Consider the following 19,462-nt stretch of genomic DNA (forward strand, 5'->3'; position numbering starts at 1 on the left):
TCCTCCTCTTTTCGTTGGCCTGAAACGGCCGGTTTTTCTAGAGAGCTCCTCACTCCCTTGACGTCTCGCGGGTAAAGGTCCGCGTGCCCTTATCTCAGCGGCGGTTGCGCAACTGGTCGATCCATACGGTGACCAGGATGACGAGGCCGATGATGATCTGCTGCGTGAAGGCGGAGACGCCGTTCATGTTGAGGCCGTTGCGAAGGATGCCGATCACGAAGGCGCCGATCGCGGTTCCGGAAATCGTGCCGACGCCGCCGATCAGCGAGGTGCCGCCGATCACGGCGCTGGCGATCGCATCCAGTTCGTACATCACGCCCTCGTTCGGCTGGGCGGTGACGAGGCGTGACATCAGCACGCAGCCGGTCAGGCCGGCGAGCGTGCCGGAGAGAACGTAGGTGAAGCTGACGATGCGGGCGACATTGACGCCCGAAAGCCGCGCAGCATCCGCATTCGAGCCGACCGCATAGATATGCCGGCCGAGCACCGAGCGGTTGAGCATGTAGGAGACGGCGATGGCGATCGCGATCATCAGGATGACCGGGTAGGGGATGCCGGGGAAAACGATGGTCGGGAAGCCGTCGTCGCCGATGGTGACGACCCGGAAGAGCGAGCCGTTACCGAGCTCGCCGAAGGATTCGCCAAGCCCCGAGACGGCCCGCGCGCCGGTGATCTGCAGCGCCACACCGCGGGCGATCAGCATCATGCCGAGTGTCGCTATGAACGGCGGCAGCTTCATCTTGGTGACGAGAATGCCATTGACGTAACCGCAGGCCGAGCCGGTGAGAATGCCGCAGATCATGCCAAGCCAGACGGGCGTTCCGAAATCCTTGACCGCCAGCGCCGCGACCACCCCGGAAAGCGCCAGGACCGAACCGACCGACAGGTCGATGCCGCCGGTGATGATGACGCAGGTGGCGCCGATGCCAAGGAAGGCGATCGAGGTCACCTGCAGCGCCACCGTCATGCCGTTGTCGATGGTGAAGAAGGCGCTGCTGGTCGCCGAAAAGACGCCGATCAGCACGAACAGGCTGCCGAGCGCGGCGAATTTCTGGATGATATCCTTCTGGCGGTCGCTGAACGTGCCGCTCTTCTGTTTCGAAACTTCGGTGATTTCAGCCATGTTATGCCCTCATCCTGCCGACCGAGCGTAGCCGGAGGCGTATCGCATGATCTCTTCCTGGTCGGTTTTCGCAGTCTCCAGCACGCCGGTGATCCGGCCCTGGTGGAAGACGGCGACGCGGTCGGTCATGCCGAGAATTTCCGGAAGCTCGGAACTGATCAGCACGACGCCGATGCCGTTGGCCGCAAGCTCGTCCATGATCCGGTAGATCGCAAGCTTGGCGCCCACGTCGATGCCGCGGGTCGGTTCGTCGAAGAACAGCAGCTTCGACTTCCGGAACAGCCATTTGCCGATGATGATCTTCTGCTGGTTGCCGCCCGAAAGCAGCCGCACCGGCTGCTTGATCGAGGGCGTGCGGATGTTCAGGAGATCGATGTACTCTTTCGTCGCCCGGGCATGCTTGGCAAAGTCGATCAGGCCGAAGCGGTTCGAGACCGCCTCCATGTTGGCGAGCGTCATGTTGACGTCGACCGGCATCTTGACCGCCAGCCCTTGCGCCTTCCGGTCCTCGGACAGATAGGCGATGCCGGCGGTGATCGCATCGCGCGGCGAGGTGATGGTCAGCGTATCGCCATGCAGGGTGACCGTGCCGGTATCGAGCGGATCGGCGCCGAAGATAGCGCGCGCCACTTCCGTGCGTCCGGCGCCCATCAGGCCGGCAAAGCCGAGGATCTCGCCGCGGCGCAGCGTGAAGGAAATATCGCGGAACACGCCGGCGCGCGAAAGGCCTTGCGCCGAGAAGATGACCTCGTCGCTCGGGACCGAGGTCCGTTCCGGAAACTTCTCCTCCAGCGACCGGCCGACCATTTTGGAGACGATCGCGTCGATGCTGGTGGCGACAAAATCGTCGGTCGAGATGTGGCGGCCGTCGCGCAGCACCGTGACCCGGTCGACGATCTCGGACATTTCGTCGAGCCTGTGCGAGATATAGACGATGCCGACGCCCGATGCTTTCAGGTCGCGGATGACCTTGAACAGCAGCCGCGTCTCCTGCTCGGTCAGCGACGAGGTCGGTTCGTCCATGATCAGCACTTCGGCGTCGAGAGACAGCGCCTTGGCGATCTCGACCATCTGGCACTGGGCGACGGACAGGCCCCGCACCGGACGATCCGGATTGATGTCGACCCCCAGCCGGTCGAGGCAGCGCTTGGCGTCGGCGCGCAGCTTCTTGCGGTCGACGAGGAAGCTTCCTGCGAGGAAACCACGGCGCGGCTCGCGGGCGAGATAGATGTTTTCCGCCACCGTCAGGTGTGGCACGAGATTGAGTTCCTGGTGGATGATGGCGATGCCGGCGGCTTCCGATTCCCGCGTCGAGGAGAAATGCCGTTCCTCGCCCTTGTAGGTGATCGTGCCGGCGCTCGGCTGGTAGACGCCGCTGACGATCTTCATCAGCGTCGATTTGCCGGCGCCGTTTTCGCCGCAGACCGCATGAACTTCCCCGCGGCGGAGGTCGAAATGGACGTTGGCAAGCGCTTTGACGCCCGGGAAGTCCTTGCTGATATTGTCGAGGCGCAGCAGCGGTTGGGTCGTGGAAGCCGATGCGGCACGGCCCGGCAGCGTGGCGGCGCCATGCATAGTCTGCCCAAGCTCGGCCGGACGGTTTTCCACATTTGCCTCCCCGGGCCGGTCAGGCCCATTCACCGGCGGCTCCTCCCTCCGGCGTTGATAATGGGTAAACCTGAGGGCGGAAGTGGTCAAGCCAATTTTTTCAGAACCCAGGTGCCGACCCGTGACGGCAAAAGGAAAAAGGAATGAGAACGATTAAAGCCTTTAAAATCAACGACTGAAATTTGTTTGTTGCTCTCCTCACGCCTGCTGATATGGTAAGGCCACATTGTCAGGACGATGAAATTCATGAACGGACCCATTAAGACGGCAGAACCGCGGCGGCTGTATCAGCAGATCGCCGACCAGATCCGGGTGCTGATCCAGGGCGGCCAGTTTCCGGCCGGCGCACGCCTGCCGGCCGAGCGGGAGCTTGCCCAGCAGCTTGGCGTCTCGCGCCCGTCCTTGCGCGAAGCGCTGATCGCGCTTGAGATCGACGGAAGCGTCGAAATCCGAATGGGGTCGGGTATCTACGTGACGGCCGAGCCGGACCGCCGGCCATGGCAAAGCGGCTCCATGGGCGAAAGCCCGCTCGAACTGATGCAGGCAAGGGCCGCCGTCGAAGGCGCGGTCATCCTGCTCGCAGCGGCAAGGATCACGCCGGAGACGTTGCGGTCGCTGCGCCAGACGCTCGACCAGATGCGCACGGAGATCGCCGAAGGGCGCAAGGCGCTCGACCTCGACCGGCTTTTCCATCTGACCATCGCCAGCCAGTCGGGCAATTCGGTGCTGGCGCATATCGTCGGCGACCTGTTCGACGAGCGCCACAGCCCGATGTCGGCGCAGATCCGGGTGCGGTTCGAGACCCCGCAGACCTGGGGCGCTGCCCTGGCCGAACACGAGGCGATCTATGCGGCGCTGGAAACACGCAACCCGCTTCTCGCCCAGGCGATGATGCATGCCCATCTGGAGGAATCGAAACAGCGCTGGATGAACCACGAGACACGGTGATATTCCTGTGGCGGTTTCGGGAGGAAACAAAAAAATGGATTTTGCGGCTTCACCCATCATCATCTTGAACCCGATCGACGACGTGGGTGTCGCACGGCGGTCGATGCAGGCCGGCGCGCCGACCGGTTTCGGCGACGTTGCGGCCCGCGAACTGATCGGCCGCGGCCACAAGGTGGCGATCAGGGCAATACCGAATGGTGGCGAGGTCAAGAAATACGGGCAGGTGATCGGCGTCGCAACGCAGGACATCGCCCCCGGCAGCCATGTGCACCTGCATAATCTTGCCATGCTGCCCTCGGAGCACGAGCACCAGTTCAGCGTCGATATCGAGGAAAAGGGCATGCTGCCGGAAGCCGAGCGGCGCACCTTCATGGGCTACGACCGGGGCCTTGGCGGCGCCGGCACCCGCAACTATATCGGCGTCATCTCGTCGGTGAACTGTTCCGCCACGGTGTCGCGCTACATCGCCGACTATTTCAACCGTCTGGGCGGGTTGGACGGTTTCGACAATATCGACGGCGTCGTGGCGCTCACCCATGGTGGCGGCTGTGCGCTCAACAACAAGTCGGAAGGTTACCGGCTGCTGATCCGCACCATCCAGGGATATGCACGGCATCCGAATTTCGGCGGCATCCTGATGATCGGCCTCGGCTGCGAAACCAACCAGATCGCGCCGATCCTCGAACATTACCGCATGGAAGAGGGCGAACGGCTGCGGACCATGAACATCCAGCAGCATGGCGGCACCCGCAAGACCATCGATGCGGCAATTGCGATCATCAAGGAAATGCTGCCCGGCGTGAATGCCGCGACGCGCACGCCGCAACCTCTGTCGAAACTGAAACTGGCGCTCGAATGCGGCGGTTCGGACGGTTATTCCGGGATTTCCGCCAATCCGGCGCTTGGTTATGCCTCGGACCTGATCGTCCGCAACGGCGGTACGACGGTGCTGTCGGAAACGCCGGAGATCTACGGCGCCGAACATCTGCTCACCCGCCGCGCGGTGACGCCGGACGTCGCCCAAAAACTTCTGCAGCGGATCGACTGGTGGCGGGACTATACCGCCCGCAACGGCGATGAGCTGAACAACAACCCGTCACACGGCAACAAGCTCGGCGGCCTGACCACGATCCTGGAAAAGTCGCTCGGCGCGGTCGCCAAGGGCGGTTCGATGCCGTTGAAGGCGGTCTACGAGTTCGCCGAGACGGTCACGGAACCGGGTTTCGTGTTCATGGATACGCCCGGCTACGATCCGGTCGCGGTGACCGGGCAAGTGGCGGGCGGCTGCAACGTCATCTGTTTCACCACCGGCCGCGGCTCGGTTTCGGGCTTCAAGCCGTCGCCCTGCATCAAGATCGCCACCAATTCCGAAATGTACGAGCACATGAAGGAAGACATGGACTTGAACTGCGGCGGCATCGTCACCGGCGAGGAGACGATCGAACAGGCGGGGCTGCGGATTTTCGAGGATGTGATCGCGGTCGCCTCGGGCAAGAAGACGCTCAGCGAGATCTACGACTATGGCGACAACGAATTCGTGCCGTGGCAGGTCGGGGCAGTGACGTAAAATACCCCTCTCCGAAATTCCAAGGGCAGTGGCCTGAGCCACTGCCCTTAATTTTGCCTGGAGCGGGCTTACCGAATGACCATCTGCTGTGGTGCGCCGGGCTTTACCGGCTGCTGCACCTTGACCGGCGCCGGTTCCGCCGTGCCGAACAGCTTGTCGCGTTCGCGCCACAGGGCCGGCAGCGACAGCAGCGCGATCGAGACCAGCGCAATCGCCGTCTTGGTGAACTCGTCGAGCTCCGGCGTCCGTCCGTCGAAATAGTAGACGAAATAGACGATCGCGACGTGCCACACATAGACGTAGAGCGAGTGGCGGCCGAGAAGCTGCAGGTACTTGATCGAGAACACCCAGGTGATGGCACCGGCGATCCGGCGTACCCATTCGGCCTTGTGCTTCGGGCCCGCCACGATCAGCCAGGTGACGAGCATGGCGACGGCTGCGAAGTTCAGGAGATAGACCGGGCCGAAATCGGCGCGGATCTCCATCGAGGCGAACTTGCCGATCATGTGCGGCGGCATCAGTTCATGCGCGGTGATCAGGCGCAGCGGCAGGAAGAAGAGAACCATCAGCAGCGCCAGCTTCGGGATGAAGGTATTGTCCGGCGACAGGATATTGCTCCACTTGATCTTGCCGGACGAGGTCAGCGCGCCGAGCACGAGGCCCGAATAGAACACGACCTGCCAGCCGAGCAGGTTGAACGATACGCGGATGCCCTGGTCGTCCGCCCCCATGACCATGTCGTTGAGCGGTGTCGTGGCGATCTGCTGCAGGCCGAGCTGGGCCGCCATCCACAGGATCACCGAACCGGCCACCACATAATGCCACTTGTCCTCCAGCACGAGCTTCACCAGCATCGGCGCAAAGAGCATGTAGACGATATACTGGGGCAGGATGTCCATGAAGGTCGGCTGGTAGAGGAACGTCGCGATCGCTGCGAGACGCAGCGGGTCGTCGAAGGTCGTGTAACCCAGCCAATTGAACCAGATCGAATAGGCGCCGGGCAGAAGCATCTGCGCGACCAGCACAACCAGCACGATGCCCATCGCATAACGATAAAGCTCGAACGCCCGGTTGTAGATGGCCGTCCGTCCGGCCGCATAACCGTTCTTCAGCATCTTCTTGGCATAGACCATGCCGATCAGCAGGCCGGACAGGAAAACGAAGCCCTGGGCGTCTTCAACGAAGGCGAGCTGATTGTGGTTGATCTTCACCAGAAGATAGCCGCCGGCAAAGATCAGATGGTTCAGCACCATGAAAACGAGGAAATATCCTCGCATACCATCAATAATATCAAAGCGTTTCATCGGTCGCGGTCTCCGTCTTTTGCCGGTTCCGATGGGCTTTCGCCTTTCGGTCCGTAAGGCCTCTGCGGGCCAGGATGTACGCGGCTAAACGCGGCAAAAAGCCGGACAGTTCCAGCCCAATCTGGGCGTTTAGACCTGATCTACTGTAAACAGTCCGTGATGACTCTGCGATGAACGCTGGGTTGGGTGAGGTTCACACTATTCCGCAGCGACGCGTTTGAGGCCTGCAACCTGCGTGAGGTAGGCCCGCATAGCCGCAGGCTTCACCGGCTTGTGCTGTACGCCGATGTCGTGACGTTCCGCTTCGGCGCGCACTTCAGGCGTGCGGTCGGCGGTGATGATCAGCGCCGGGATGTCCGCCTGGTACTTCTGGCGGAGCTTGAGAACGGCCTCGATGCCATTGCCGTCGTCGAGATGATAGTCGGCGATGATGATTTCCGGCGGCGGTTCGCGGCGCTCGATGATGTCGTCGAGTGCCGCCAGCGAATCCGCCTGGCCGACGGTGCAGCCCCAGCCGGTGATCAGCAGCGCCATGCCCTCGAGGATCCGCGGCTCGTTGTCGATGCACAGCACCCGCAGCCCGTTCAGCGGCTGCGAGCGCTTGCGGCGTTCCAACTGGTCGGCGGCATGGATTGTCTGCGATGCGGTCAGGTCCATCGGCACCTGCACCCGGAAGGCGGTGCCTCGACCGGGCGTGGAGGCGAGCTGGACCGGATGGTTGAGCACCCTCGAAATGCGGTCGACGATCGACAGGCCGAGACCGAGGCCGGCCGCCGTCTTCGCACCCTCGTCCAGCCGGGCGAATTCCCTGAACACGGTGCGAAACTTGGAGGGCGGGATGCCGATGCCGGAATCGAGCACTTCGATGACCACCTGGTCGCCGCGCCGGCGCGCGCCGATCAGCACCTTGCCGTCGATCGTGTATTTGATCGCGTTGGAGACGAGGTTCTGCACCAGCCGGCGCAGCAGGTTGGTGTCGGAGCGGACCTTCAGCGATGTCGGCATGACGACGAATTCCAGGTCCTTCTCGCGGGCCATCGGCGCGTAGTCGGTCTCGATGCGTTTCAGAAGGTCGTCGAGCGGTACCGAGGTGAAACGCGGCTTCATGGCTCCCGTATCGAGCCTGGAGATATCGAGAACCGCACCAAGGATCGCCTCGACCGATTCCAGGGCCGAATCGATATTGCGGACCAGCGAGCCATTGTTGTCGGAGGTGCCGAGCCGCTCCACCAGTGCCGAGGAATAAAGCCGGGCGGCATTGAGCGGCTGCAGGATGTCGTGGCCGGCGGCCGCGAAGAACCGGGTCTTGCCGATATTGGCCTCGTCGGCGGATGCCTGGGCTTCGGCAAGCTCCTTGTTGACGCGGGTGAGCTCGGCGGTGCGTTCGCCGACCCGCTGTTCCAGCGTCTCGTTTGCCTGCTTCAGCGCCTGGTCGGCCGCGACCCGCTCGGAAATATCGGTAAAGGTCGCGACGATGCCCTTGTCGGGCATGGCATTGGAGCGAACCTCGACGATCCGCTCGCCACCGTTCAGCACCAGCGAGAAGGGCGCGTCGAGTGTCTGGAACTGGCGGATCACCTCCGCCTGCTCGGCTGCCGCGATATCGCCTCGTTCCGAAAGGATGGCGACCATGTCGGCCAGCGGAAAACCGACCTGGCCGACCTGTTCCGGCAGATCCAAGAGATTGCGGAAGCGCCGGTTCCAGATGGTCAGCCGCTCGGAACTGTCGAAGACGGCGATGCCCTGGTCCATCTGCGACAGCGCCGTCTGCAGCATGTCCTGGTTATATTGCAGCGCCTCGCTTGCCTGGTCGAGCAGCCAGGCGGTGTCGGAATTGGTGTCCTCGGCCTTCTGCAGGATCAGCGACAGCACCAGCCGGGCAGAGGACGAGCCGATCGCGCTGCCGAGCAGCTGTTCGGAGAAATGGATCATCGCCATGTCGGCGGGCTGGTCGTCGCCGAACTTGCGGCCGGCTGTCTTCTCGTAATTGGAGAAGGAGCGCCGCATGCGTTCCTCGCCGAGATACCGGGCGATCGCCGTCTTCAGGTCGCCGACGCTGACGCGGGTCTTCCAGCCACGCGTGGCAAATTGCGAGCGCAGATGCCTTTTGACGAAGATGCCGGCCTGGATGCGCTCGACCGGCCGCGGATTGCGCGACAACGAGCCGAGCACGAAGGCGAGCATGTTGAGCGTCAGGCTGAAGATCGTCGCGCTGACCAGCGGGTCCGTCTGCGGCCCGGAGAATATGCCGGTGCCGGGGAACAGGAAATTGAGGACAGCGGTCGCCACATGGGAATTGTCCGGGCCGCCGAGGCTCGGCACGAACAGCAGGTAGGCCCAGGCGAGGAAGCCGAAGGACATGCCAAGGATCGCGCCGCGGGCATTGGCACGGCGCCAGACGAGGCCGCCGAGGAGGGCAGGAGCCACCTGGGCGATCGCCGCGAACGCCAGAAGCCCGATCGAGGCAAGCCCAGACTGGCTGTCGGCCATGCGGTAATAGGCATAACCGAGGATGAGAACGCCGAAGATCGCGACGCGGCGGATGTGCAGCAGCGTGCGGGTAAAGTCGGTGCGCTGGCCGGAGCGGGCGGCCATCAGCCGTTGCCTGAGGAAGATCGGGATGATGATGTCGTTCGACACCATGATCGAAAGCGCCACGGATTCGACGATCACCATGGCGGTGGCGGCGGAAAAGCCGCCGATGAAGGCGATCAGCGAAACGACCTTCAGTTCCCCGGCAAGCGGCAGGGTCAGCACGTAGAGATCGGCATCGCCGGTGCCGCCGAAGGTGATCAGCCCGGCCATCGCGACCGGCAGCACGAAGATATTGATGGCGATGAGGTAGAGCGGCAGAAGCGCGCCGGCGACCTTGCGCTCCTTGGCGGTGCGGTTCTCGACCACGGTCACGTGGAACTGCCGTGGCAGCATGATGATCGCGAACGCCGACAGCGCGATCAGGATCAGCCAGCGGCTGATCGGCGTCTCGTAGGCGAGCGCCGAACCGACGAGCATGTTTTCCGATGCCTTGGCGAGCAGGTCGGCCGGCCCGTCGAAGAGAATGAAGAAGACCGAAAAACCGACCGTCGCAAAAGCGAGCAGCTTGACCACCGATTCCATCGCCACCGCAAGGATCAGCCCGTCCTGGTGTTCGGTCGCATCCGTGTGGCGGGTGCCGAAGATGACCGCGAAACAGGCCATCATCAGCGTGACGATCAGCGCCAGGTCGATGAAATAGAGATTGCCGCTGCCGATGCCGTAATCCGACGGGTTGACCATGGCGGCCACCGAACTCGACACCGCCTTCAGCTGCAGCGCGATATAGGGAACGGCGCCGACCAGCGCGATGATCGCCACGATCATCGCGACGGTGGAATTCTTGCCGTAGCGGGCGGCGATGAAATCGGCGACCGACGTCAGTTTCTCGGCCTTGGCGAGCTCGACGATGCGCCGGATGATCGGCATGCCGAGCGTGAAGGCGAGGATCGGGCCGATATAGATGCCGGTGAATTCCAGGCCCCTTTGCGAGGCAAGCCCGACGCCGCCGAAATAGGTCCAGGAGGTGCAGTAGATCGCAAGGCTCAGCGCATAGACGATCGGCCGGCCGTTCTTCGGCACGCCGAAGACACGGCTCCGCCGGTCGCCGTAACTCGCCACCGCAAACAGCAGCAGCACATAGGCGAAAGCCGAAACGAAAATGACCCAGCCAGGAAGCATTGCTCCTCCGCAAAAGGCTTTGAGCCTCAAACATTAGGGGAAAAGCATGCGCTTGGAAATCAGGGTGCCTCTCGGCAAAAAGTCCAATAGACGATCGTATTTAAGCCTTCGCCTGACGCCATCTTTTCACGTCCGCAGAAAGCGCTATGTTGCGTTTTATCGAAGCTGAAAAGCCATGGGGGATATTGGCGATGTCAATGGTCAGCGAATTCCGTTCCTTTATTGCCAAGGGCAATGTCGTCGATCTTGCTGTCGGTATCATCATCGGCGGCGCTTTCACGGGCATCGTCAATTCACTGGTGAACGACCTCGTCATGCCAGTCGTTGGCGCGATCACCGGCGGCGGCTTCGATTTTTCGAACTACTTCCTGCCGCTTTCGAGCGCTGTGAACGCTCCGGCGCTCGAAGAGGCACGCAAGCAGGGCGCGGTCTTCGCCTATGGCAGCTTCATCACTGTGATGATCAATTTCCTGCTCCTCGCCTGGATCATCTTCCTGATGGTGAAGGCGGTGAACCGGATGCGTCTTGCCGACGAAAAGAAGCCGGCCGATGAAAAGCCCGCGCCGCCGCCTGCCGATATCCAGCTTTTGACAGAAATCCGGGACCTCCTGAAGTCGAAGTGATCTTTTGATCACGCGTCAAGGATTCATCAGCGGAATCGATCTCCGCGTCACAGATTATCATGGGATTACGCGACTTTCCTGCGCTAAGGATGTGGGAAACAGCTCTGAGGAAATTCCATGTCGATCATCTCCAGTCTCAGCCCCCGCGCCGTCGCAGCGCCTGAAAGCGGCATTGTCGAGGTCCTCAACTACGCCCGCGGGCGGGAGGGATTGATCCCGCTCTGGGCCGGTGAAGGCGATCTGCCGAGCCCCGATTTCATCAACCGCGCCGCAACCGAGGCGCTTTTGGGCGGCGAGACTTTCTATACCTGGCAGCGCGGCATTCCCGAGCTGCGCCAGGCGCTGTCGAACTATTACACGCGGCACTTCTCAGTCTCGCTGCCGGTCGAGCATTTTTATGTCACCGGTTCCGGCATGCACGCGATCATGCTGGCGGTGCAGGCCGTGACTTCTCCCGGCGACGAGATGATCTACCTGTCGCCGACCTGGCCGAACATCATCTCGGCGATCGAGATTTCCGGCGCCCATTCCGTCGGCCTGCCGCTCGATTTCGTCGGGGGCCGCTGGTCGCTCGATCTCGCCAAGCTGGAGGCGAAGATCACCCCGAAGACCAGGGGCCTGTTCATCAACACCCCGGCCAACCCGACCGGCTGGACCGCGACGCTGGAGGACTTGAAGAACATCCTGGCGCTTTCCCGCAAGCACGGCATCTGGATCGTCGCCGACGAGATCTATGCCCGGTACTATTACGGCGGCGCGCCAAGGGCTCCGTCCTTCCTCGACATCATGGAGGAAGGCGACCGGATCATCTTCGCCAATTCCTTCTCCAAGAACTGGTCGATGACCGGCTGGCGGGTCGGCTGGATCGTCGCTCCGCCGGAAATGGGACAGGTTATCGAAAACCTGGTGCAGTATTCGAATTCCGGCGTGGCGCAGTTCCTGCAGCGCGGTGCCGTGGTGGCACTCGACCAGGGCGACGACTTCGTGAATGCGAATATCGCCCGGGCGACCACGGCCCGCGATATTCTCTGCGACGCGCTGATCGCAACCAACCGGGTCGAAACCTTGAAGCCGGATGGCGCGCTTTACGCTTTCGTCAAGGTGGACGGCATCACCGACAGCCGTAGTGCGGCGCTCGATATCGTCGACAAGATCGGCGTGGCGCTGGCGCCCGGCTCGGCTTTCGGCAAGGGCGGCGAGCTTTTCCTGCGCGCCTGTTTCCTGCGCGATCCGAAGCAGATCGAAGAAGCCGCCGGCCGCCTCTCCGACTATATCAAGCGTCTCTGATCCGATCCGGCACGCAAACGCTAAAATTCGAGCGATTTGCTCAAGAGTCCATTCGCCTTGACCCGAGATAAACCCGGCGTAACCAGCGTCGGGTAAGCATTGTTGAAGACGGCCCGTGTTTTTGTCCTGCCAACGATAAGAAAGCAGGGAAGTATAGACATGGCAGTTCTGGTAACGGGCGGTGCGGGTTACATCGGCAGCCACATGGCCTGGGCTTTGCTCGACGCGGGCGAGGAGGTTGTCGTTCTCGACCGGCTCTCGACCGGTTTCCGCTGGGCCGTGCCGACCGAGGCGCGCTTCTATCTCGGTGACGTCGGCGATCGCGCCGTTCTTTCGCAGATTTTTGCGGAAAACGACATCAACGCGATCCTGCATTTCGCGGGCTCGATCGTGGTGCCGCAATCGGTTGCCAACCCGCTGGATTATTACGAGAACAACACCGGCAATACCAGGCTGCTGGCCGCGGCCGCGATCGCCGCCGGTATCCGTCATTTTGTCTTCTCTTCGACGGCTGCCGTTTATGGAGACCAGAAAGACGACACCCCCGTCTTCGAAAACGCCGACCTGCACCCGAAGAACCCCTACGGCCAGTCGAAGCTGATGTCGGAGATGATGCTGCGCGACGCCGCCGCGGCGCATGATTTCCGGTTCGTGGCGCTGCGTTATTTCAACGTTGCCGGTGCCGATCCGCTCGGCCGCACGGGACTGTCGACCGAAGGCGCCACTCATCTGATCAAGATCGCCTGCGAGGCGGAACTCGGCAAGCGCCGTGGGGTCGATGTCTACGGGACCGATTATTCGACACCCGATGGTACCGGCATCCGCGACTACATTCATGTCACCGACCTGGTGGACGCACATCTGAAGGCCCTGAGCTACCTGCGTCGCGGCGGCGAGCCTCTGATCGCCAATTGCGGTTACGGCCGCGGTTACTCGGTTCTGGAGGTTCTGGACGCCGTGATGCGGGTTGGCGGCCGCAAGTTCGAAATCCGCTATGGACCCCGCCGGCCGGGCGACGCGGCAAGCGTGGTCGCCAATTCGACACTCGCACGCCGGCTGCTTGACTGGAAACCGCGCCACGACGATCTCGATCTCATCGTCGATACTGCGATCTCCTGGGAGAAAGGCCTGGCTTCCCGCAAGGCCGAAGACCTCAAGTCGCTGCAGAGCAGGCTGGCGTCGGCCCGCTTTTGAGGGTCCCGGTCAGAAGACAAAAGGCCGGCACTGTCCGGCCTTTTTCCATTTCTTTATCCGGGCCATTCGGTCGCATGGCGATCTTAAGCATTTGGCGATAAAGCGAGGGGCACCCCGTTATCGGTATCCCATGCGACGTTTTCTTCTTTGTGCTTTTCTTGCCCTTCTCCCGGTCGTGGCAACGGCTGAAAACATGCCGGCGCCCCAGAAACCTGCGGCCCAGAATGCTGTGCCCGCTCCCAAACTGGTCGAGCCGCATCTGCGTGTCAGCCGGTCCGGCAATGCCAGCCATCCCCGGGTGGCGCTGACCTTCGATGCCTGCATGGGCAAGGCAGACGAGCGTATCCTTTCGACGCTTGTCCGGGAAAGAATTCCGGCGACGATCTTCGTCACCGCCCGCTGGCTGAGAAACAACCCGCAATCGGTCGCAATCCTTCTGCAGAATCTCGACCTCTTCGAGCTGGAAAATCACGGCCAGAACCACGTGCCGGCGGTCGATGTGCCGGTCCTGATCTACGGCATCGCCGCTGCCGGATCGCCCGAGGCGGTTCGCCAGGAGGTGTCAGGCGGCGCTGATGCGATGCTGGCGGCGGGTTTTTCCGCACCACGCTGGTTCCGTGGCTCGACGGCAAAATACGATCCTTCGGCCATACGCCAGATCCGCGATATGGGCTATCGGGTCGCCGGGTATTCGCTGAACGGCGACGGCGGTTCCCTGCTCGGTGCCGACGTCACCGAAAAGCGCATCGCCGCCGCCAGGGACGGCGACGTCGTCCTCGCCCATATCAACCAGCCAACTCATGCGGCCGGCGACGGCGTGGCCCGCGCGCTCCTTGCCCTGAAACGGCGCGGCGTCGAGTTCGTACGCCTTTCCGACGTCGACGGCATGGGCGACGACGACACGACCCAGTGAGGCCGCGGTCTCTCGGCCCCATTTTTTTATCCTTGAATGCAGATCGGGGGAGAGACGGGATTCCGTCTCTCCCCCGATCTCGTTTCGGCAATGGGTGATATTTACCGGACGACCTGGACGACCGTGCGGGTCTGCGGATCGACGATGACGCGCTGTTCGTTCACCACCGCATAGGCGTATTTCGGGCTGTCCGGAACCGGAGTCAGCACGACGGTCTCGGGGATGGGCTTGCCGACGACGATCTTCTCCTTGATGACGACGGGCGATGCCGGGGCAGGAGCCTGTTCCACATAGGTCACGACGCGTTCCGGCGGCGGGTCGATGGCGGTCCCGGCAACTGCGCCGGCGACGCCGCCGACGGCAGCACCGACCGGGCCTCCGATGATCGCACCGGTGACAGCGCCGCCGGCCGCACCATTGACCGTGCCTTGCTGGGCAGAGGCAACAGGGGCGAGGACGCCGAGCATTGCGGCAGAAAGAATAAGGATCTTGGTCTTCATTGATGGTTCTCCTTCTGGGTGTTGTGACGCGGGCGAGCGGTTCGCGCCGCGCCGTGGAATGCGATCGAGGCTGCTATCTCGTGACTGGCGCAGGTGGTTCGATCTTCGGCAGGGTCACCTTGATGCCGATATCGCGGTTTGCGAGGTAGCCGCTTTCGAACAGGAAGAGCGCGCCTGCGATGACCACGATCAGCAGGATGGCGGCGACGGCCCAACCGCCGCCGCCCGTATGGATCACTGTCGGTTCCCGGTCACTCATGGTTCTCTCCCGCGTTCAGCGCTCAGCCGACCAGGATGTAGACGACCTTGTGGCTCGAGGGTTCGACGATGATGATCCGGCCGTCCGCCAGCACGAAATATTCGTAACCGCGATAGGCCGGTACGATCTCGACGATGCGCGGCGGCAGCGGATGCAGTTCCACGGTCGTCGGAACGGCGACGCCGACATCGACATTGATATCGACATCGACCGGCTCGACCTTGTTCTGGACGAGGATGTTGCGCACCTCCGTCCTCTGTTCGGCCGAGATATTGATGCTGCCGGTCGTCTCGTTCGAAGGTTTGTCGGTGGCAGCCTGATCGGAACCGGGTTGCTGGGCGCCGCTATTCTGGCGGGCAGTGTCATCGGTTGCCGGCTTGGTGGCATCCGTTCCCGAGCCCGAGCCCGAATTGGCGGTCGTAGAACTGCCGCTCTGGTCGGCAGGTTTCTGCTGCGCCGTATTGTCGGTGGCGGGCGACCGGGCGTCGCCGGTCTGCGTCTTCGTGGTATCGCCGGATTTCTCCTGAGCCGCCCTATCGCCCTTCGGCTTCAGGCGCTGCTGGTCCCCGCCCTGGGCCTGGGCGTTCATTTTGTCATTACCGCCGGCCGAACCCTGCGGCTGTTGTGTCGTGGCGCCCATATCCTGCTGCTGCGGCTGAGCCTGTTTGGCGCCGGACGAACCGTCCGAGCCTGGCGTGCCTTTGCGTGGCAGGATTGGAGCCGCCGCGTCGCCCTTGTCCTGAGCCTGACTTTGAGCGATCGCTGGCACCACCGACAGCGTCGAGCCGGCCAGGAGCGCTATCGCGAGCGTGTGTTTCATAGACGGTTTCATGATGTTTCCTCTATTTTCTGGTTGACTTGCGAACCCGTGGGTGGGCCGCACTCACAGCTCGAACTTCCGTTGCCATGGCGCGTTCCGGGATTCGGGCTTCAGTCGGGCAGGGCGGGACTTCAGGCCGATCATGTTTTGGGCCTTTGGTCTGATGGGGCGGGGTAAAGGTCCAAGGGGGGATGAAATCGAGGACCCGCGCTGGTAGGGTGCCGCTGATCCTGGAGATTTTTCAGGGAGTTCCGTCACGGACAGCGACACGTTCCCGGCCAGATGGCGATCGTCCCCGTCGCGGCTTTTTGTCTGCATTGCCATCTTGGGAGCGCTTGCCGTCCGATAGGTCAGACCCGGTTCCTGCGCGATCATCGGTCCTTTTCAGCGCAGAACCTTGCCCGCCGACCATCCTGTCGCGGTCGGCGGGCTCTTTGACCGGGAATTCGGGCTTCGGAACCATAAGGCAGGCCTCCGGTTTAGACTTGCTAACGTTTCAAAAATGCCACACGCAGGAGATGGCCACCCAGGAGCCAGAGATGCCGATCCGTAAAATGCTGTTCTTGAGCGGAGCGCTCACCGCGATTGTTGCAACCGTGCTGCCTTTCAAGGTTGTCGCCGGTGCGGACGGCTTGCTGCGCGTCACGCTGTCGAGCGTTGCGGCCCAGGACGGCAGCGGCAATGGCGGCGGCGGAGGCAATGGTGGAAACGGCGGCGAAAACGGCAACGGCGGTTCCGGCAACGGTAACGGGAACGGCAGTGACAATGCCGGCGGCAGTTCCGATAATGACGGAAATGGTTCCGGCAACGGCAATAGCGGCGGCAACGGAAGTGGTAACAGCGGAACCGGCACCGGTGGGGCCGGTGGCTCGGGAACCGGTACAGGTGCCGGATCCGCCCCGGCAGGCGCAACCACGGCGCCGCGCAGCGCAACCGCTGCTCCCGCGCGGCCCTCGGCCCCGGCTGCTCCGGCCCCCGTTGCCCCATCGAAAGCGGGCGTCGAGGTCGATGTTCGGGGAACCTCGATCACCGTCCGCCATCACAACGGCGCGACGGAACGGATTTCCCAAGGGCGCTACGAGATGCGGGATTCGCGCTCCCGCACGATCGTCAACCGGACTGCGACACCCTCGGATGCGTCGAGATTACGGTCGTTCGACCGCTGATCGTTGATCGGTCGCATCGCGAAGAGCAAGCGCCGCCTCCGTCCGGTTGGTGACCTTCAGCTTCGAGAGGATGCGGGTCATGTGGTGCTTGACGGTCTTTTCGTGAAGGTCGAGTTCCCGTGCCACCCGCTTGTTGCTGAGCCCGGATGCGACGAGGCTCAGAACCTCCTGTTCGCGGTCGGTCAGTTCCGACAAGAGGTTGGGCTTTGGCGGCGCGTCGCCGGAGGCGGATAGGCCGGCGATCAGTCGTGCCGAGAGGGCAGGCGAAACATAGCTTTCTCCGGATGCCACGGTTCTGACCACGTCTGCCAGGCCTCTGGAGCCGACACCCTTGAGAACATAGCCCTTTGCACCGAGCTTCAGCGCGGTTGCAATGTCCTCGCTTGCCTCCGAGACCGTCAGCATGACGATCTTCAGATCGGGGCAATGATCGAGTGCTTCGGCAATCGCCTCGAGACCGTTTCCGGGCATGGAAATGTCCATCAGCATCACGTCCGGGCACAATTCCCGCACGATGCGCAGCGCGTCGTCGCGCGAACCGCCTTCACCGACCATCTCGAAATCCTCGATCTCGCCGAAGCTGCGCGTCACGCCTTCGCGAAACAACGGATGATCGTCCACGACCGCAATCTTTATTCCTGCCATCAGGCCTGCTCCATTTCATGCACGTTCAGCGACATTCTGACCGTGGTTCCGTCCTTCGATGTGATGATCTCGAATGTGCCGCCGAGGCTTTCGATCCGCTCCCTGAGCCCCGCGAGCCCGAGACCTTCCGGGCGTATGTGCTGGGGGTCGAAACCCGGCCCCCGATCGGCAACTTCGACAACGACGTTGCCGTCGTCGAAACTCTGGCGCACGCTCTGATCCACGCCGCCGCCATGCCGGAAACCGTTGTTAAGCGCTTCCTGCACGAAGCGATAGATGCAAATCTTGGCCGAGGGCGAAAGCGGCCGCGATCCGCTCGACACCGACAGCGCCACCGCGACGCCCGTGCGCTGTCGATGCGCGTTGACGGCGCGCTGCAGTACGTCCGGCAGCTCCGCGGTCTCGATCTGCGGTAGAACCAGACCGCTGCAGATGCTGCGGATTTCGTCCATCGCCTCGTCGAGGCGGGCCTTAATGGTGGTGACCTCCGCTTCGCGGGCAGTCGGCGGCGTTGCGGGATCGGTCAGGAGCCGGCTGTCCACCCGCAGTGCCGCGTAGGCGACAAGCTGGGCCGGCCCGTCATGCAGGTCGGCGCCGAGCCGGCGCAAGTAACTTTCATTGAGGGCGGTGGCGCGCCGCGAGGCCCGCTGGGCCCGCGCGTGAAGGGCCTTGTTCTGTGAAAGCAGGTCGGAGAGTTCCGCCACGCGCTGCGTCAGCGCCTGTCGCTGATGGTCGATCGTGCGGCTGCCGCGAAAAACGATCGCCGAAAGGATCAGGAAGAAGGCGAGCGTGACGCCGGCGACCGCCGCCCAGCTTCGAAGCTGCGCCTGATAAAGGCTTCGCTCGAAATCGCCTGCGACCTCGTAGAACTCCGAGACCGCCACGACCTCTCCCGACCAGGGCTGCAGGATGGGATTGTAGATTTCGAGAAGTGGCATCCCGGTCGCCCGCTCGATCTTGTTTTCAGGGTCTTCGGCAAGTCCGAAGCGCGCCACCATTTGGCCGGAAAATGCGGTTTGCAGGCCCTGGCTCGGTCCGAATTTCTGCCCCACCATGCTCTTGTCCGTCGCATAGAGGATCGTGCCGTCCCTGCGCCAAAGCCTGAAGGATATGACCTTTCCGCCGAGGGCGCCCTGGCCGAAGGTCTCGTCGAGGGCGCGGGTGGTGACGTCGTCGAGCATCTGGTTGGTCTTCATGTCCGGAAGCAGCGGGGCGATGATGCTGTCGACATAAAGGGCGGTGGAAGCTGCCGAATTGCGGGTGACCGCCGCTTCGATCAGGCTGGTCACGAAGGCACCGACCAGAAGCATCGCCGCGAAGGCAACCAGACCACCCGCGAGCAGAAACTGCCGGGCGAGAGATTGGTCGTTCCAGCGATCAAGAATTGCGCCGAGCCGCATCAGCATGCCATGTTGGTGACCCGCACCATGCGAGCCAATGGCGCGCAACGCAGAAGGGGGGCAATCCGTTGCATTGGGGGCGGATTATCTGATCCACGGCGCAAACGCGCGCGTGGCAATGGCCGCATGTGTAATTTTGAAGTGCTGGCGCCAGTTCTCATGTTGAGATCTGTAGCATGACTCCCGCGCCAAGCTTAAGCCCAGGATTTCAGCGCGATTTTGGATAGATGTGCCAACGCGGCCGTTTGCCAGCCCAAACCTCTAAGAGCCCGTCCGAGAATTGGGTTGAGTGATCGGGCCGATGATGATTCCAAGAAGGTGTCTGAAGCCTGAATGGAAGCGCCATGTGGAACCCGACCACCCGGCGGCAGTATAGTCGCAAACAGCCACG

The 19,462-nt window shown here is 62.6% G+C and carries 16 protein-coding genes; 7 read left to right on the forward strand and 9 right to left on the reverse strand.

Annotation, left to right across the window (positions count from 1 at the left end; genetic code table 11):
• Nucleotides 1-94: 94 nt before the first annotated feature.
• A complete protein-coding gene (locus C5J24_RS30605) occupies nucleotides 95-1,123 on the reverse strand; it encodes an ABC transporter permease (protein WP_105401640.1) in 1,029 nt (342 codons plus the stop codon).
• Between the two features lie 9 nt (nucleotides 1,124-1,132).
• Nucleotides 1,133-2,698 (reverse strand): sugar ABC transporter ATP-binding protein, encoded by a 1,566-nt coding sequence (locus C5J24_RS30610; RefSeq protein WP_105423434.1) that lies wholly within the window; start codon nucleotides 2,696-2,698, stop codon nucleotides 1,133-1,135.
• 279 nt (nucleotides 2,699-2,977) lie between these two features.
• Here C5J24_RS30610 and C5J24_RS30615 point away from each other — a divergent pair, with 279 nt between their 5' ends.
• Both C5J24_RS30615 and C5J24_RS30620 read left to right on the forward strand, forming a co-directional pair.
• Complete coding sequence (locus tag C5J24_RS30615; RefSeq protein ID WP_046638285.1) at nucleotides 2,978-3,679, forward strand: FadR/GntR family transcriptional regulator; 702 nt, start codon at nucleotides 2,978-2,980, stop codon at nucleotides 3,677-3,679.
• 34 nt (nucleotides 3,680-3,713) lie between these two features.
• Nucleotides 3,714-5,246 (forward strand): UxaA family hydrolase, encoded by a 1,533-nt coding sequence (locus C5J24_RS30620; protein WP_105423436.1) that lies wholly within the window; start codon nucleotides 3,714-3,716, stop codon nucleotides 5,244-5,246.
• Between the two features lie 68 nt (nucleotides 5,247-5,314).
• On the opposite strand, the gene C5J24_RS30625 is transcribed toward C5J24_RS30620, so the two are convergent.
• A complete protein-coding gene (locus tag C5J24_RS30625; protein ID WP_105401638.1) occupies nucleotides 5,315-6,550 on the reverse strand; it encodes an OpgC family protein in 1,236 nt (411 codons plus the stop codon).
• A 198-nt stretch (nucleotides 6,551-6,748) separates the two neighbouring features.
• Nucleotides 6,749-10,264: a PAS domain-containing hybrid sensor histidine kinase/response regulator gene (locus C5J24_RS30630; RefSeq protein WP_105423438.1), complete on the reverse strand. Its 3,516-nt coding sequence runs from the start codon at nucleotides 10,262-10,264 to the stop codon at nucleotides 6,749-6,751.
• A gap of 197 nt (nucleotides 10,265-10,461) precedes the next feature.
• Here C5J24_RS30630 and mscL point away from each other — a divergent pair, with 197 nt between their 5' ends.
• From mscL to C5J24_RS30650, 4 genes are all read left to right on the forward strand, one after another.
• Nucleotides 10,462-10,887, forward strand: coding sequence for a large conductance mechanosensitive channel protein MscL (gene mscL, locus C5J24_RS30635; protein WP_046638281.1), 426 nt, complete (start codon nucleotides 10,462-10,464; stop codon nucleotides 10,885-10,887).
• Nucleotides 10,888-11,004: 117 nt separating this feature from the next.
• Nucleotides 11,005-12,174, forward strand: coding sequence for a pyridoxal phosphate-dependent aminotransferase (locus C5J24_RS30640; RefSeq protein ID WP_105423440.1), 1,170 nt, complete (start codon nucleotides 11,005-11,007; stop codon nucleotides 12,172-12,174).
• A 159-nt stretch (nucleotides 12,175-12,333) separates the two neighbouring features.
• On the forward strand, nucleotides 12,334-13,368 hold the full coding sequence (galE, locus tag C5J24_RS30645) for a UDP-glucose 4-epimerase GalE (protein ID WP_105423442.1): 1,035 nt from the start codon (nucleotides 12,334-12,336) through the stop codon (nucleotides 13,366-13,368).
• A 130-nt stretch (nucleotides 13,369-13,498) separates the two neighbouring features.
• The gene (locus C5J24_RS30650) at nucleotides 13,499-14,281 is read left to right on the forward strand and encodes a polysaccharide deacetylase family protein (protein WP_105423444.1); all 783 of its coding nucleotides are present in this window, start codon (nucleotides 13,499-13,501) and stop codon (nucleotides 14,279-14,281) included.
• A gap of 101 nt (nucleotides 14,282-14,382) precedes the next feature.
• Here C5J24_RS30650 and C5J24_RS30655 read toward each other — a convergent pair whose 3' ends face one another.
• The 3 genes from C5J24_RS30655 to C5J24_RS30665 all read right to left on the reverse strand — a co-directional run bounded on the left by C5J24_RS30655 (nucleotide 14,383) and on the right by C5J24_RS30665 (nucleotide 15,872).
• Nucleotides 14,383-14,781 (reverse strand): DUF1236 domain-containing protein, encoded by a 399-nt coding sequence (locus tag C5J24_RS30655; RefSeq protein WP_046669456.1) that lies wholly within the window; start codon nucleotides 14,779-14,781, stop codon nucleotides 14,383-14,385.
• A gap of 73 nt (nucleotides 14,782-14,854) precedes the next feature.
• Nucleotides 14,855-15,040: a hypothetical protein gene (locus tag C5J24_RS30660; RefSeq protein ID WP_105423446.1), complete on the reverse strand. Its 186-nt coding sequence runs from the start codon at nucleotides 15,038-15,040 to the stop codon at nucleotides 14,855-14,857.
• 22 nt (nucleotides 15,041-15,062) lie between these two features.
• Nucleotides 15,063-15,872, reverse strand: a complete 810-nt coding sequence (locus tag C5J24_RS30665; RefSeq protein ID WP_105423448.1) for a DUF1236 domain-containing protein — start codon at nucleotides 15,870-15,872, stop codon at nucleotides 15,063-15,065.
• Nucleotides 15,873-16,399: 527 nt separating this feature from the next.
• Between C5J24_RS30665 and C5J24_RS32145 the strand changes: the two genes are divergently transcribed.
• Nucleotides 16,400-17,026, forward strand: coding sequence for a hypothetical protein (locus C5J24_RS32145; protein WP_172724191.1), 627 nt, complete (start codon nucleotides 16,400-16,402; stop codon nucleotides 17,024-17,026).
• Here C5J24_RS32145 and C5J24_RS30675 read toward each other — a convergent pair.
• Nucleotides 17,006-17,674 (reverse strand): response regulator transcription factor, encoded by a 669-nt coding sequence (locus C5J24_RS30675; protein ID WP_105423452.1) that lies wholly within the window; start codon nucleotides 17,672-17,674, stop codon nucleotides 17,006-17,008. The two genes, C5J24_RS32145 and C5J24_RS30675, sit on opposite strands and share 21 nt — an antisense overlap.
• Complete coding sequence (locus tag C5J24_RS30680; RefSeq protein WP_105423454.1) at nucleotides 17,671-19,077, reverse strand: sensor histidine kinase; 1,407 nt, start codon at nucleotides 19,075-19,077, stop codon at nucleotides 17,671-17,673. The genes C5J24_RS30675 and C5J24_RS30680 overlap by 4 nt, the downstream gene beginning before the upstream one ends.
• Nucleotides 19,078-19,462 lie beyond the last annotated feature (385 nt).

Source organism: Neorhizobium sp. T25_27, assembly GCF_002968565.1.
In the GTDB taxonomy this organism is placed as follows: Bacteria; Pseudomonadota; Alphaproteobacteria; order Rhizobiales; family Rhizobiaceae; genus Neorhizobium; species Neorhizobium tomejilense.